This is a genomic window from Pseudomonas sp. PAMC25584, assembly GCF_058135675.1.
Genome location: NZ_CM176870.1, coordinates 3,541,033 through 3,556,453 on the forward strand (window position 1 = coordinate 3,541,033; position 15,421 = coordinate 3,556,453).

At 62.2% G+C, this 15,421-nt stretch carries 11 protein-coding genes and 2 riboswitches; of the genes, 4 read left to right on the forward strand and 7 right to left on the reverse strand.

What is annotated here, in order from left to right; all coding sequences use genetic code 11:
* Positions 1–5 precede the first annotated feature (5 nt).
* The 5 genes from ACS5Q8_RS16125 to cobW form a co-directional block, all read right to left on the reverse strand.
* A complete protein-coding gene (locus ACS5Q8_RS16125; RefSeq protein ID WP_465159142.1) occupies positions 6–2,744 on the reverse strand; it encodes a type VI secretion system Vgr family protein in 2,739 nt (912 codons plus the stop codon).
* A gap of 145 nt (positions 2,745–2,889) precedes the next feature.
* A complete protein-coding gene (locus tag ACS5Q8_RS16130) occupies positions 2,890–3,492 on the reverse strand; it encodes a vWA domain-containing protein (protein ID WP_426101563.1) in 603 nt (200 codons plus the stop codon).
* Positions 3,493–3,545: 53 nt separating this feature from the next.
* The gene (locus ACS5Q8_RS16135) at positions 3,546–4,547 is read right to left on the reverse strand and encodes a magnesium chelatase ATPase subunit I (protein ID WP_276193318.1); all 1,002 of its coding nucleotides are present in this window, start codon (positions 4,545–4,547) and stop codon (positions 3,546–3,548) included.
* A complete protein-coding gene (gene cobN / locus ACS5Q8_RS16140) occupies positions 4,547–8,308 on the reverse strand; it encodes a cobaltochelatase subunit CobN (RefSeq protein WP_443695851.1) in 3,762 nt (1,253 codons plus the stop codon). Before cobN ends, ACS5Q8_RS16135 begins: the two co-directional genes overlap by 1 nt.
* Positions 8,309–8,311: 3 nt before the next feature.
* A complete protein-coding gene (gene cobW / locus ACS5Q8_RS16145) occupies positions 8,312–9,373 on the reverse strand; it encodes a cobalamin biosynthesis protein CobW (RefSeq protein ID WP_465159143.1) in 1,062 nt (353 codons plus the stop codon).
* Between the two features lie 92 nt (positions 9,374–9,465).
* Positions 9,466–9,665: riboswitch (cobalamin riboswitch) on the reverse strand.
* A 41-nt stretch (positions 9,666–9,706) separates the two neighbouring features.
* Positions 9,707–9,916, forward strand: a riboswitch (cobalamin riboswitch).
* Positions 9,917–10,012: 96 nt separating this feature from the next.
* On the opposite strand from cobW, the gene ACS5Q8_RS16150 reads away from it, so the two are divergent.
* From ACS5Q8_RS16150 to cobM, 4 genes are all read left to right on the forward strand, one after another.
* Positions 10,013–10,201 (forward strand): CbtB domain-containing protein, encoded by a 189-nt coding sequence (locus ACS5Q8_RS16150; RefSeq protein WP_276193321.1) that lies wholly within the window; start codon positions 10,013–10,015, stop codon positions 10,199–10,201.
* Positions 10,202–10,212: 11 nt separating this feature from the next.
* Positions 10,213–10,917: a CbtA family protein gene (locus ACS5Q8_RS16155; protein WP_276193322.1), complete on the forward strand. Its 705-nt coding sequence runs from the start codon at positions 10,213–10,215 to the stop codon at positions 10,915–10,917.
* Positions 10,914–11,306, forward strand: a complete 393-nt coding sequence (locus tag ACS5Q8_RS16160) for a cobalamin biosynthesis protein (RefSeq protein ID WP_426101552.1) — start codon at positions 10,914–10,916, stop codon at positions 11,304–11,306. The genes ACS5Q8_RS16155 and ACS5Q8_RS16160 overlap by 4 nt, the downstream gene beginning before the upstream one ends.
* A 70-nt stretch (positions 11,307–11,376) precedes the next feature.
* Positions 11,377–12,123: a precorrin-4 C(11)-methyltransferase gene (gene cobM / locus ACS5Q8_RS16165; RefSeq protein ID WP_276193324.1), complete on the forward strand. Its 747-nt coding sequence runs from the start codon at positions 11,377–11,379 to the stop codon at positions 12,121–12,123.
* Between the two features lie 247 nt (positions 12,124–12,370).
* Here cobM and nfuA read toward each other — a convergent pair whose 3' ends face one another.
* Entirely contained in the window at positions 12,371–12,955 is a 585-nt protein-coding gene (gene nfuA, locus ACS5Q8_RS16170; protein ID WP_003190728.1) for a Fe-S biogenesis protein NfuA, read from the reverse strand.
* A gap of 94 nt (positions 12,956–13,049) precedes the next feature.
* Entirely contained in the window at positions 13,050–15,344 is a 2,295-nt protein-coding gene (locus tag ACS5Q8_RS16175) for a fatty acid cis/trans isomerase (protein WP_276193325.1), read from the reverse strand.
* Positions 15,345–15,421: the final 77 nt, after the last annotated feature.

Sequence of the window (15,421 nt, forward strand, 5' to 3'; positions counted from 1 at the left end):
ATTATTTACTCCCCCAGCTCTCGTAGCAGTTTGTCTGCGGTGCTAGGTAAGTCTTCTTGATGCTCCGGGCATTGCACCTCAAACTTGATGCAAGAATTACCCGTAAAAGAATAAAAACTTACTTTGTTTTCACCATCAAACTCGCCCTCCAACACCTCGCCATCATCCATGGCCGCGGTGCATTTTATGCCTTGATAATTTGATTTCGACGGGGCAGAAAAGCTGATCCACTTTTCAGTCTCTGGCAGCTCGATTTTCAAGTTCCCCGGCAGCGCGGTATGAACGCTCATCGTCTTGCCATGCTTGTCGGTTACTCCATTGAATACTTCACCTTGCTGAGTGGTTATCCGGTAGCGGCTGAATCGCAACGCTGCCTGTGCTGCGTCTTTCAAGGTGTAGCTAGCCGCGTAACCCGTCGGCAACGGTGAAGCTGGAGTATTGAGACTGGTGCTGCCAAACTTTTTTACATCGGTAGCTTTTAGGTAGATGTTGCCAGGCGCTCCCAGCTCTATATCGCCGTCCTTTAAACGGATATAGGCACCGCCACAGTTGAGCACCAGTTCTTGCGGGGCCTTGATTTCTATACGGCCTTCGACGCTTTCGATCTTAACGTCGGTCTTTGCCAACGCATGGAGGTTACTGCCCTGAGCGTGCAGTTCAACTTTGCCTTGAGCCGCCTTGAGTTGCAGGTCGCCACGTTGCGCAAATACGCTCACACCACCTTCAGCGGTTGCGGTGATGTCGTGCCCGGCGCTGATGTCCGTGTTACGTGCGGCCATAATGCCCACGCTCTCCCCTCCGGAAGACAGGCATACGGCTTTAGGACTGAGTACGCCGATACCCGACGGTGCATGTAGCAATACTCCCGGTTGTGCCAATCCCTTGAGTGCCTGAAGTAACTCTAGCTGGCTGTCGGTATCGCTAGACGGCACTCCAGCACTGTGAGCAGCCTGTGCCAGGGAGCGCGCCAGAGATAGCGCGCTTTTCAGTTGCTCAATGGCAGCCACCATGTCGAGTTGTTCACCCCGAGCCCGGTTCTGTTCGTCCGCACTGATAAACAAACCTTTCCCCCCACGAATCGCACCCCACCCATCAGTGCGCAACTCAAACCCTTCCCCACGCTTTTGTTTCGCAGCATCCACCAAATGCCCCAGGTTCAACTGACTCTTACCACTGTGCTCAGTACTGACCTTGATATGCTCCTGCCCCCGCGTGTCATCCATGCGCAGCTTGTTATTCGCCGGAGTACGCAGCACGTTGCGTTTGTAATTGCGCAAAGTCACATGATCAACGTGTTGGCTGTCGTGCAACGCGTGCGCGATGTAAGGCCGGTCCGGGTCGCCCTGTTCAAAGGCGATGGCGACTTCGGTGCCGGGGATCAACGGCAGGTGCAGGCCGTGGGTATCCCCAGCGTAGGGTCGGGCCAGGCGTAGCCATAGGCTTTCTTCACCGGGTTTCCAGGCGTCGCGGTCGAACAGGAAATTGACCTTGTAGCGCCCTTCGATGTCGATGTGGCCATAGGGGTCGTTGGCCTGCGGGCTGGTGACGCGGGCCGGGACGGTGCCGGCGATTTGCGGTTTGTCTTGCAGCTCCGGGCGAAAGCACACCGTTTCCGAGTAGGGAATGGCCTCAAACGTCACTTCGTAACTGGCGTCGCGAGCGGCGCGGCTGATCAGTTGGGTGATCACCGCACCTGGCGCGAAAGCCTGTGGGGCGCCGCCAGAGATTTTAAGTACCTGCCCTGGAGCAAGGGTTGCGCTGCTGCTGACGCCGCTGAGTTGCGTTTGGCCGTTGAGGTAACGCTCGTGGCGCAGGCGCGCGTAAAAATAACCGCTTTCGCTTTGCAGGTCTTCGTCATGGGCATAGCGGTCGCCCATGACGGTGTAGGGTTCGGCGTAGTGATAAGCCTCGCCGTAGGTGCCGTTGGCGCCGCGAGTTTGGTCGATGTCACCGTTCAGGTGAGCATTGGCCACGCGGTGATGGTAGGTGCGGATATTGACGTGCTGTTCCACCACGTGGTGGCTCGATTGCAGGGCCCACACACCGTCCTGGCCACTGCTGCTGAGCCCGGATTGCGGGCGGTAGGCCAACTCCACGTCAAACTGGTAGTGACGCTGGTCATCGTGAAATTCCACCACGTCGATATTCAGGCGTTCGTCGCTGGTGAAGCGGTACCAGATGCCGACGTCGGCCAGCAGGCGCGAGATGAAGGCCAGATCGCTCTCGCCATACTGCATAACCTGTTCGCGTTTGGGGTATTCACGCACCAGGCTGAAAAGGAAGTCCTGGCCTTCAAAATCGTGGCGGCTGCGCAGGATGCTTTCGACGATCTGCGGTACCGATTGATGCTGGTAGATGCGAAATTGTCGGCCTTGGCCAAGTAGAGCCAGGTGCGGTTGCAGAGTGATTTCGTAGCGGGCTTCATCAGCGGAGCCGGACAGGCGTTTGAAGCCGGTGACCACCCCGTGCAGGGTACGCAGCGGTTTGATCTCGGGCGCGCTGAAGCCCAAGGCCGGTGGTTTTTGCGGTGGGGCGTGCAGGCTGAAACGGGCGGCCTGGCCGAGCAGGGTTTCGGCGCCGAGGTCACGTTCGGTGCTGGTGAACTCTATGCGATAGGTGAAGGGTTGGCTCAGGTATTCCTGGCCCTCAAAGGCCAACACGTCGAAACGGGTTTCGACGTTGCGCACGTTCAGGGTGTGCCGGCTGTGGTCGAAAAAAACGCTCGGTAGTACGCTGGAAGTCATTCCCTTTACTCCTGGACGCGAGAGCCCAGAGAGTAAAGATTTGTTATCGCTGAATAATGTCGGAAAATTCGACTTTACAAGAGCGACACTTCCCGATTGGGTTTTAGAGCCTAAAAACTATCGATATGTCGATAGGTTTTAGAGCCTAAAAACTATCGATATGTCGATAGTCCAAATAGAGGCGCTGAGCCAGCTCTCGTGCCCTCCCCAACCGAATCGGCCCACGCTCGATATCGATCAGTAACCCCGGGCAATCCAGCGCTGGCAACGCGACAATCTCCTTGAGCCGCCCATCGGTCATTACCAGCAACCGCTGCTGCTCGGTGGGGTAGCGTTTTCTGCGCGCCGCCAGCCATTGTGCCGCCTCGCTCAGCGCGGCCAACAGCGGCGTACCGCCACCCGCGCCGAGCTGATCCAGCCAACCCATCAGGCTCTTCGCGGCTTTCAGGCCCTGCACCTGCCACTTCGGCGACTGTCCGCTCGCCGTCAGCAATGCCATGCGCGCCCGCTGCCGGTAGGCGTCATCCAACAGTTGGGCCAATAACCCTTTGGCATCGGTCAACGCACGATGCCGTCGGGTGGACGCCGAGGCGTCGACAATCACCAACCATAACTCTTGGGCCGAGCGGCTGCGCAGGTGCAAGCGCAGATCCTCACGGCACTGCGGCCGCCCCCCGAGCAAGGTGCCCGGCCAGTTGATCGCGCCCTGCTGCGCGCTGCGCGGCTTGCCGTGCCTGCCTTTATCCAGTCGCCCCGCCTTGGGCCGGGCATCCGCCCCCGCGTCAGGTCGGGGGCGGATGCCTAGGGCTTTTTTGGCCAGGCGGGCACATCTCGGCGAGCGCCCGTGGGCAAGGCCGGCGCAGGCATATCGCCCCACTGGCCTTGGCCGGGTGAGGTGTCGGACGCTTGGGGCGCCTGGCCCTCATGGTTGGGTGGGCTTGCCGGTGGGGACTGCGCCTGGCGACGATGGCGCAAGGCAAACTCGGCCACGGCTTCGATATCTTCCTCGGCGATGGCCGTCGCGCCGCGCCAGGCGGCATGCGCTCTGGCGCCACGCAACCACACAAGGTCGGCGCGCAAACCATCCACGCCCGCGGCAAAGCAGCGCTCGGTGATCTGTGCCAGCGCCTCGTCATCCAATGCAATGCTGTCGAGGCAGGCCCGCGCCTGGGTGCAGCGTTCGCGCAACGCCGACTGCGGCTGCGCCCACTGCGCGCAGAACGCTGCGGGGTCGCTGTCGAAGTCCAGGCGCCGACGGATGATCTGCCCACGCTCGGCCGGCACGGTTTGCCCGCTCAAGGCCACGTTGAAACCGAAGCGGTCGAGCAACTGCGGGCGCAACTCACCCTCCTCCGGGTTCATCGTGCCGATCAGCACAAAGCGCGCCGAATGCCGGTGGGAAATGCCGTCGCGCTCAATCAGATTGGTACCGCTGGCGGCCACGTCCAGCAGCAGGTCCACCAAGTGATCAGGCAGCAAGTTGACCTCGTCGACATACAACACGCCGCCGTCAGCCTTGGCCAGCACGCCGGGTGAAAACTGCGCGCGGCCTTCGCCCAATGCGGCATCCAGATCCAGGGTACCGACCAGTCGCTCTTCGGTGGCGCCCAACGGCAAGGTGACGAATTGACCACTGGCCAACAGGTCCGCCAACCCACGCGCCAGGGTGGACTTGGCCATGCCACGCGGGCCTTCGATCAGCACACCGCCGATCTTCGGGTCGATGGCGGTCAGGCACAGCGCCAGCTTCAGGTCGTCGGCGCCGACCACGGCTGACAGCGGAAAATGGGGAATATCAGTCATCAGCTGTCTTCTTCTATATCCAGCAACAGGTTTTCCAACGCCTCGCGATACGCCCCCGGCGCCTGCCACATGCCGCGTTGTTGGGCCTCGAGCATACGCTCGGTCATGTCCCGCAGGGCATCGGGATTGTGCTGTTGCACAAAGGCGCGGGTGTCGGGGTCGAGCAGGTAGGCGTCGGCGAGCAATGCGTATTGATGATCGTCGATCAGCGCGGTAGTGGCGTCGAACGCGAAGAGATTGTCCACGGTCGCCGCCATCTCGAATGCGCCCTTATAGCCATGGCGTTTCACGCCTTCGATCCACTTGGGGTTGGCGGCGCGGGAACGGATCACCCGGTTCAGCTCTTCCTTCAAGGTGCGGATCTTCGGCAAGTCCGGCTGGCTGTGGTCGCCATGGTAGCTGGCGGCCTTATCGCCGCTCAGGGTTTCCACGGCCGCGAGCATGCCGCCCTGGAATTGGTAGTAGTCGTTGGAATCGAGCAGGTCGTGCTCGCGATTGTCCTGGTTCTGCAGCACCGCCTGCACCTGGCTCAGGCGCTGGGCGAATTGCTCGCGGGCGGCGGTGCCCTCGTCGGCACCACCATAGGCATAGCCGCCCCAGTTCAGGTAGACCTCGGCCAAGTCCTCGCGGCTCTGCCACAGGCGACCATCGATCGCGCCCTGCACGCCCGCGCCGTAGGCACCGGGCTTGGCGCCGAAAATACGCCAACCGGCCTGTTTCGCCGCTGCGGCTTCGTCCAGGCCAGACTCAAGCAGAGCCTGGCGCTCGCTGCGGACCTTGGCGGCCAGCGGGTTCATGTCGTCGGGCTCGTCCAGCGCCGCCACCGCCTGTACCGCTGCATCGAACAGGCGGATCAGGTTGGCAAAGGCATCGCGGAAGAACCCGGACACGCGCAAGGTCACGTCGACACGCGGGCGGTCCAGCAAACTGATCGGCAGGATTTCGAAGTCATCCACCCGCTGGCTGCCCGTGGCCCACACCGGGCGCACACCCATCAGGGCCATGGCCTGGGCAATATCGTCGCCGCCAGTACGCATGGTGGCGGTGCCCCACACTGACAGGCCGAGCTGGCGCAGGTGGTCGCCGTGGTCTTGCAGATGCCGCTCCAAAATCAGGTTGGCCGATTGGAAGCCGATGCGCCAGGCCGTGGTGGTCGGCAGGTTGCGCACGTCGACGCTGAAAAAATTGCGCCCGGTGGGCAGCACATCCAGGCGGCCCCGGCTCGGCGCGCCGCTTGGGCCCGCCGGTACAAAGCGGCCGCCCAGGGCATCGAGCAAGCCGCGCATTTCCGCCGGGCCGCACGCATCCAGGCGCGGCGCCACGACACCGCGCAGGCTTTCGATGACTGACTTGACGTCCTCCCAACCGGGCTCTTCCAACTGTTCCAGCGGCCCTTCCAGCGCGTGCTCGATCAACCACGCGGCGTACAGCTCCAGACGCTCGCGGGTATCACCGGCCGTGCGCCACAGCTGGGGATCGATCTTTTGCAAAACCTCTGGACGGCGACCGGTCCAAGGTTCGGCCAGCGCGCAGTCCAGCGGATCGAAAGCCAGTTCGAAGGCCTTGGCCAATACCCGCAATAGGCTCGATTGCGCGCCTCGGCCGTCGCCACGGGGGATACGCAGCAACGCGAGCAACGTGTCGATGCGCAAGCGGCCCTGGGGCGACTCGCCGAAGATATGCAGGCCATCGCGGATCTGCGATTCCTTCAAGTCACACAGGTAGGTATCCAGGCGCGGCAGCCAGATGGCCGCGTCGGCATCGCTGTCCAGCTCAAGTTCCTGGTCGATACGCGTTTCGCGCACCAGCTTGAGGATGTCTTTTTGCAGCTCGCGGGCGCGGCGCGGGTCGAGCAACTGCGCTTCGTAGTATTCGTCCGCCAACAGCTCCAGGTCGCGCAGCGGCCCGTAGGTTTCGGCACGGGTCAGCGGCGGCATCAAGTGATCGATGATCACCGCTTGGGTGCGGCGCTTGGCCTGGGCGCCCTCGCCCGGGTCGTTGACGATAAACGGGTAGATATTCGGCAGCGGCCCGAGCAGCGCGTCGGGCCAGCAATTTTCCGACAGCCCGACACCCTTGCCCGGCAGCCATTCCAGGTTGCCGTGCTTGCCGACGTGGATCACGCCATGAGCGCCGTAGGTGTGGCGCAACCAGAAATAGAACGCCAGGTAAGCGTGGGGCGGCACCAGGTCCGGGTCGTGGTACACCGCACTGGCGTCTACCTGATAACCACGGGCCGGCTGGATGCCGATAAACGTCAGGCCCAGGCGCAGGCCGGCGATCATCAGGCGGCCGTCGCGGCACATCGGGTCGTTGTGGGGCGTGCCCCAGCGTTCCAGCACCGCCTGGCGGTTGGCTTCGGGCAGGCGCTTGAACATCGCCTCGTAGTCGTCCAGACCCAGGCTTTGGTGGCACGGGCGCAGGTCGAGGTTGTCCAGGTCGTTGGTGACGCCACCGAGTAGTTGGTGGATCAGCGCGGTGCCGCTTTCCGGCAGGACCTGCGGCAGTGGATAACCCTCGGCCTGCAAGGCCCGCAGGATATTCAGCGCCGCCGCCGGCGTGTCCAGGCCCACACCGTTACCAATGCGACCGTCGCGCGTGGGGTAGTTGGCAAGGATCAGGGCGATGCGCTTATCGGCATTCGGCACCCGCGCCAGTTCGACCCAACGGCGCGCCAGTTCAGCGACAAAGTCCATGCGCTCCGGCGCTGCGCGATAGCACACCACATCCGACTGGCTGCGCTCGCTACGCCAGGCCAGGTCCTTGAAGCTGATCGGCCGGCTGATGATCCGGCCATCCAGTTCCGGCAAGGCAATGTGCATCGCCAGGTCACGCGGGCCGAGACCTTGTTCGCTGGCCTGCCAGCCGGGTTGATTATCTTGGGCGCAAATCGCCTGAATCACCGGGATATTGCGGCGAAACGGGCGCAAATGTGGCGCCTCGGGGCTGGACTGGGCAAAGCCAGTGGTGTTGAGAATCACCGATGCCTGCACTTCATCCAGCCAATCCTCGACCGCCGTCAGGCAGCCGGGCTCCTTCAGACTGGCCACCGCCATCGGCAACGGATTCAGGCCCGCCGCCAGCAGGCGCTGGCAGAACACATCGATAAAACCGGTATTGGCCGCTTGTAGATGGGAGCGGTAGAACAGCACGGCCGCCACCGGAAACTCGGGATTCCAGTCCGACTGCCAGTCGTTGAGGCACGCATTGGCTTTACGCGGGTGATAAATCGCGCTGCGCGGCAGGGTTTGCGGCTCGGCCCAGGCATAGTCGCGGCTCAGGTAGCCGCTGGCCAGGCAGCGATAAAAATCCAGCGCATTGCCCAGGCCGCCCTGGCGCAGGAACTGCCACAGGCGCTCGCGCGCTGCGGCATCCACGGTGCTGAGACCGCTGAGCTCCGGGTCCGGGCGATCATCCCCCGGCACCAGGATCAACGTGACCCCGCGCTCAGCCAACGCCACCAGACGCTCGATGCCGTAACGCCAATAGCCGATCCCGCCGTGCAGGGAAATCAGGATGACCTTGGCGTGGCGCAGCACTTCATCGACGTACAAGTCCACCGACGCATGGTTCTGCACCTGCATCGGGTTGGCCAGGCGAAAGCTGGGGTAGTCCTCGGGCAATTGCTGGGCCGCTTCAGCGAGTAGCGCCAGGCTGGAGTCGCCACTGCACAGGATCACCAGCTCGGCGGGGGTTTGCCCAAGGTCGGCAATATTGTCGTCCGCGACGAAACCGCCGGGCTGGGTCCTGAGCAGGTGCATGGGTTAAACGCTGAGGGCGGCGCGCAATTGCGCTTCGAGGCCCGCCGCATCCAGCTCCTGGCCGATCAGCACCAGGCGCGTGATGCGCGCTTCGTCGGCGCTCCAGGCCCGATCGAAGTGCTTGTCGAAGCGCGTGCCCACGCCCTGGATCAGCAGGCGCATCGGCTTGTTCGGGATCGCCGCGAAGCCTTTGACGCGCAGGATGCCGTGCTGCACCACCAGTTGGGTCAGGGCGTCGAGCAGCAGCGCTTCGTCGGACTGGGGCAGGTCGATGGAAATGGAGTCGAACGCATCGTGATCATGATCGTCTTCACCTTCGTGATGATGATCGTGATGGCTGTGGCGACCGTCGATGTGCTCTTCGGAGCCGGCGTCCAGGCCGATCAACACGTCCAGCGGCACACGACCGCTGCTGGCTTCGATGATCTTCACCGCCGGCGGCAGCTCTTCAGCGACTTCCAGGCGCACGCGGGCCAGGTCTTCGGGGCTGATCAGGTCGCACTTGTTGAGGATCACCAGGTCGGCGCTGGCCAGTTGGTCGGCGAACAGCTCATGCAGCGGTGATTCGTGGTCCAGGTTCGGGTCGAGCTTGCGCTGGGCGTCGACCTGGTCCGGGAACGCAGCGAAGGTGCCGGCCGCCACAGCGGGACTGTCGACCACGGTGATCACTGCATCGACCGTGCAGGCGCTGCGGATTTCCGGCCACTGGAACGCCTGCACTAGGGGCTTTGGCAGGGCCAGGCCGGAGGTTTCGATGAGGATATGGTCGAGGTCGCCGCGACGGGCGACCAGCTCGCGCATCACCGGAAAGAACTCTTCCTGCACGGTGCAGCACAGGCAGCCGTTGGCCAGCTCATACACGCGACCGTTGGCTTCTTCCTCGGTGCACCCGATGGAGCACTGCTTGAGGATTTCACCGTCGATGCCCAGCTCGCCGAACTCGTTGACGATCACCGCGATGCGACGGCCCTGGGCGTTATCGAGCATATGGCGCAGCAAGGTGGTTTTGCCCGAGCCGAGAAAGCCGGTAACGATGGTGACGGGGAGTTTGGCCAGTGTTTTCATCGGATGCCCTTGGGGGCGGGCATACGGGACGATAGGCCCTGCGCAGCGCGCAGCAGCAGATTTCGTCACCGGATCACCCCGCCCGGTTGAATTGAAAAATCGGTTACGAGGCAGGTCTCCTGGCTTGAGGCTTGCGGGTCTTGCGACCGGCGCTGGCTGCGCCTTCCCGCCTTGATGGCAGTGGCGTGGCAGTCAGATAAACCCTTCACAGTTGCGGGGGCAGCCGCGGCTTGAACCGCGTTCCCTTCTTAGCTTCGGCCTGGGCCGAAGAACCTCGAAGGTGCAAGGCTACAGGGGCTCGGTCAATTTGACTACCGTCGCCCTGCATGCTTTCCTACTCACCTTGTTTCGGGTGCCCTTCACAGGGTGAAACGGGAAACCGGTGAGTCATAGCGATATGACCAGTCCGGTGCTGCCCCCGCAACGGTAAGCGAGCGAAGCGTCACAGCCACTGTGCTTTGTGCATGGGAAGGCGATGCTTTCAGGACTCAGTTCAAGAGCCCCCTCGCAAGCCCGGAGACCGGCCCGAAAAAATCATCCAACAAACCCGCGGTGGGCGGGCGCTGTTTGAATTCTGCGTGCCTGGCTCGTGGGGTTTTCATGCGCTCGTGTCACCCTGAAACCCTGAAGGGACGCGCCATGTCGATCATCAGCAGCACCTCGCATACCGCCAGCAGCACCACCACCCTGAGCCAACGCTTGAGCGCCGCCATCGGCGCGTCGATCCTCGGCGCGTGCCTGGTGTATTTCGCTGGGTTCTCGCATATCGAAGCGGTACACAACGCCGCCCACGATACCCGCCACAGCGCCGCGTTCCCGTGCCATTGAGAGCTGCCGACATGATCAAGCGTATTGCGCAAACCGCAGGTTTCAGCGGGCTGCTGGCCGCCCTGTTGCTAACCTTGCTGCAAAGTTTCTGGGTCGCCCCGCTGATCATGCAGGCGGAAACCTTTGAAAAAGCCCCGGCCGCGACGGAAGTGGTGCATGAGCACGCCGCCGGTACAACCGCGCACACCCATGACGCCGAAGCCTGGGAACCGGAAGACGGCTGGCAACGCGTGCTGTCCACCACCGGCGGCAACCTGGTGGTGGCGGTCGGTTTCGCGCTGATGCTCGCCGGTCTCTACACCCTGCGCGCGCCGACCCGCACGGCTCAAGGGCTGCTGTGGGGCCTGGCCGGCTACGCGACCTTTGTCCTGGCACCAACCCTGGGCCTGCCACCGGAATTGCCGGGCACTGCCGCCGCCGACCTGGCGCAACGGCAGATCTGGTGGATTGGCACTGCGGCCTCAACCGCGGCCGGTATCGCGCTGCTGGTATTTGGAGGCAACTGGCTGCTCAAAGCGCTGGGCGCGGCGATCCTCGTGGTGCCCCATGTGATTGGCGCACCGCAACCTGAAGTACATTCGATGCTAGCCCCTGAGGCTCTGGAGGCGCAGTTCAAGATCGCCTCGCAACTGACCAACGTCGCGTTCTGGCTGGCGTTGGGCCTGATCAGCGCCTGGCTGTTTCGCCGCAATCGCGACGATCGATACTCGGCATGAACCTGGTGGTCGGCCTGGGCTGCCAGCGTGGCTGCGCGCTGCAAGCCCTGCTCGACCTGCTGGACGCCGCCCTCGCCGAGGGCGGTATCGAGCGCCACCGCATCACGGCGCTCGCCAGCATTGATCGCAAGCAGGACGAGCCGGGCTTGCTAGCTCTAGCGCAAGTCCTGAACCTGCCACTGCAGTGCTTCAGCGCCGCGCAACTGGCGGTGTATGAAGGTCGCCTGAGCCATAGATCTGCCGTCGCCTTTGCCCATACCGGTTGTTACGGCATCGCCGAAAGCGCTGCCCTGGCCCTGGCCGAACAGCTCAGCGGCGCCCCTGCCCGCTTGTTGATCCCGCGCAAAAAATCCGCCCGAGCCACGTTGGCATTAGCCTGCACCGACTGAAATCGCGATAATCGCCGCTTCCGATCATGAGCAATCTTCATGCTCGCCCGCTTTTCCACAGGAATTCTCCATGACCGTCTACTTCATCGGCGCCGGCCCCGGCGACCCGGAATTGATTACCGTCAAAGGCCAGCGGCTGATCCGCAGTTGCCCGGTGATCATCTATGCGGGGTCGCTGGTGCCGGCGGCGGTACTGGAAGGTCATCAGGCCGAACAGGTGGTCAACAGCGCCGAACTGCACCTGGAACAGATCATCGATGTGATCAAGGCCGCCGATGCCAAGGGCCAGGATGTGGCGCGGGTCCACTCCGGCGATCCAAGCCTGTATGGGGCGATTGGCGAACAGATCCGGCAGTTGCGCGAGTTGGGCATTGCGTTCCAGGTCATCCCCGGGGTCACCGCCGTAGCGGCCTGCGCAGCGCTGCTAGAGACCGAACTGACGCTGCCGGACATCGCCCAGAGCGTGATCCTCACCCGGTATGCGGACAAAACCCGCATGCCTGCCGGTGAAGACTTCGACAGCCTGGCCCGCCACGGCACGACCATGGCGATTCACCTGGGGGTCAATCACTTGGAGAAGATCGTTGCCGAACTGCTGCCGCACTACGGGGCGGATTGCCCGATTGCCGTGGTGCACCGTGCGACCTGGCCGGATCAGGATTGGGCCGTCGGCACCTTGACGGACATCGCCGAAAAGGTCGCGGCCAAGGGCTTCAGGCGCACGGCGTTGATTGTGGTGGGTCGGGTGCTGGCGAGTGACAGTTTCAGCGCGTCGTCGCTGTATCGGGCCGGGCATGCGCACCTGTACCGACCTTAATCTAAAACATCATATGTTGTTATCAACACGCTGTTTTAAATAAATAAATATAGAAACTGTGGGAGGGGGCTTGCTCCCGATAGCGGTGTATCAGTCGCTTAATAAGTAGACTGACAGGATGCTATCGGGGGCAAGCCCCCTCCCACACTTAATCTTTAGCGTTAGACAAAAGTCGTAACCAACTGAAATTAAATAAAAAAACGGCGCTCACGGGGCGCCGTTTTTTAGTTCGCAGTGAACGCCTTACTCAGTAGTAGGCATTTTCTTTCTGCGTGTGGTCAGTCACATCACGTACACCCTTGAGCTCCGGAATGCGCTCGAGCAAGGTGCGCTCGATGCCTTCACGCAGGGTCACGTCCGCCTGGCCGCAGCCCTGGCAGCCGCCGCCGAACTTCAATACGGCGATACCGTCATCCACCACGTCGATCAAGCTGACCTGCCCGCCGTGGCTGGCCAGCCCCGGGTTGATCTCGGTCTGCAGGTAATAATTGATACGCTCGTTGACCGGGCTGTCGGCATTGACGTTCGGCACCTTGGCGTTCGGCGCCTTGATGGTCAATTGGCCGCCCATACGGTCGGTCGCGTAGTCGACCACCGCGTCGTCGAGGAACGCTTCGCTGAATGCATCGATATACGCGGTGAAGCTTTTCAGCCCCAGCGCGGTATCTTCCGGCTTCTCTTCGCCTGGCTTGCAGTAGGCGATGCACGTCTCGGCGTACTGGGTGCCAGGCTGGGTGATAAAGACGCGGATGCCGATACCCGGGGTGTTCTGCTTGGACAGCAGGTCAGCCAGGTAATCGTGGGCGGCGTCGGTAATGGTTATGGCAGTCATGGAAACTCCTCACAGGCTTGCTGGCAGTTTACGCCAAAATATTACGCAGATACAAAGCCCCAGTAATTTTGTCGGAAAAGCCTCGCCATCGCCGTTAGAGGTTTTCATAGCGGTTCATATCCAGCACACCTTCTTCCACCGGCGTGGTTTCGCGGATGTAGGTCGACAGATCGTGGAAGTACTCCCAGAACTGCGGATGACTGCGGCGTATGCCCCAACGATCGACGACTTTCTCGAAGTGCTGGGCGTCCCGGGCATTTTCCATGGCCGCGACGAACGCCGGCACTTGCTCGGCCGGGATATTGAATATGAAGTTCGGATAACTGCTCAGCACGCCGGGGTAGACCGTCAACGTGTCCAGGCCCGGTTGATAGCGAGAAGCCTCACCCAGCATGAACGCGACATTACTGTGAGCACGGTTGCGCAGCAGGCTGTAGACCTCACGATGACCGCTACGGGTTTCGATGCGCAGCATGGTCGCTTCCGGTAATCGGTCGATAACTTTGAGCCCCGCCGCCGGGCGTGATGTCAGGCGACTCAGGGCCTGCTCGGCATCGCGCAGCACCGGTTCGAGGCCCGGCCGCGAGCAGTAGGCGCCGACACAGCGATTGAGCGGGTCCGGGCTGGCATTGAGGTCGCCGTAACGGGCCAGCAACTGATTGACGAAATCGCGTTTCGGGTCCTTTTCATTCAGCTTCAGGCCGGTGGGTTTATCGTCGTCGATCGACTCATAGTCCATCCACAACTTGACCTTGCCGCCGTTCTGATACCAATCGTCGAGGAAATCGTCCCGCGAATTGGCCGGCATCAGGCGCAGGAAGTTCTGTTCGGCGCCATTGCGGATCAGGTCAAAGTACAAGCGGGTCTGGGCCTGATGGGAGACGTTGCCGAACACGTCAAAGTTGACTACCAATTGGTAATAGGTGCGCTCCAGCAACGGATAATCGAACAACCACAGCGTCTGCGGGACTTCACCGATCAGGCCTTTATTGACCGACGCGCTGTCGAAGTGACGGAAGATGCTCAACAACGCATTGTCGTTGCCGGCCCACAGGGTCGACCAACCGGGCGCAGGCAACTCGCCATAGCGGTACTGACGCAGCGCTTCGTACTCGTTGCGCTTGTCACGGTACTTGAGCCACAGGCTGAGCACACTGCCCACGTCGTCGTTCTGCCCGGGCATCGCCAGCAACGGCGTGGCCCTGCCGCGATAGAGCGGATCGGTGATGTACAGGTCGTGTTCGGGCGCCTGGAACAGCGCCCAGAAATTGTCGCGGATCACGTCCGAAGCGATCTGCCCACGGCACACGGGGCCGCGGATAAAGGTGCGTACAAAGAATTCGGCGTTATCGAGCATGAACTGGTAGCGCGCCTGGGCCGGAATCGCCTCGAATGTCTCGAACGGGTTGGCCCGACGGCCGGGACCGTAGCCCGGCAAGGCACTGACCTGCCAGTCGCCGCTGTAGAACAAGGCTTTGACCCGTTCCATTTTCGCGGCACTGAGCGGGTACGTGATGTGGGTCTTATGGACGATCACCCCTTGTACCGGCCACAGCCGGTAGTAGATCCGGGTACCGGGATCGTCGTTGGGGCGACGGGTATTGATCAGGTCGATCGGCTGACCACTGGGGGTGCGCGAGCGGACCCACTGGAAGAAATGCCCGGGCTCACCGCCTTCGAAATACAGGTGCGCGATAAACAGGTGTTCAAACAGCCAGCGGGCGACCAGGCTTTCGCGGGCGCCGGGGGCGTTGAGCAGGTTTTCCCATTGCAGCACCTGTGCGGCTTCCTGGGCACTTGGCGCCACGCCTCGCTGGTCAATCGGCGCACCAGAGGCCAGCCAGCGTCGCAGGGTCTGGTACTGCTGGTCGCTCAAGCCGGTCACCGCCAGCGGCATGCCTTCATTGGGGTGCGCGTCGGCGTAAGCGTCGAACTCCCCTGGCAGCGGGCACATGTTCTCGCGGTTCAGGCCCAGCACGATGTCGTCCGGCAGCTTGCCATTGGGCTGTAACGGCGTGCGGCGGTGGCCCAGTTCGAGCATCCGTGCCATCAGCGCGGCCTGATTGCCTTGGGCATCGAGCACGGAACTGAAGCCTTCGCGCCGCCAGGCGGCCTTGCCGAACGCGTCATAGAACAGGCGAGTCGGCTTGGTCGCCTGACTGCGATCACCATCGTAGACCAACACCTTGGTGGCACCCCGGGCCGCGCCCTCGCCGCTGCCCAGGTTCAACTGGCAGGCCGAGTCGTAGCAGGCATGGCACGCTACGCATTTCTCAGTGAAGATCGGTTGGATATCACGGGTGTAGGAAATCGCCGGGGCGGAATCTTGGGCCTGTGCGGTGCTACCAATCAGCAACAGAGCGAAGCTGATGATGATGCGATACGGCATGAGCCTGGTCCCGATACAAAGCCAAAATATAAAATCCCGCGGATTCTACCGGCCTAACCCCCACACCAACATGAACG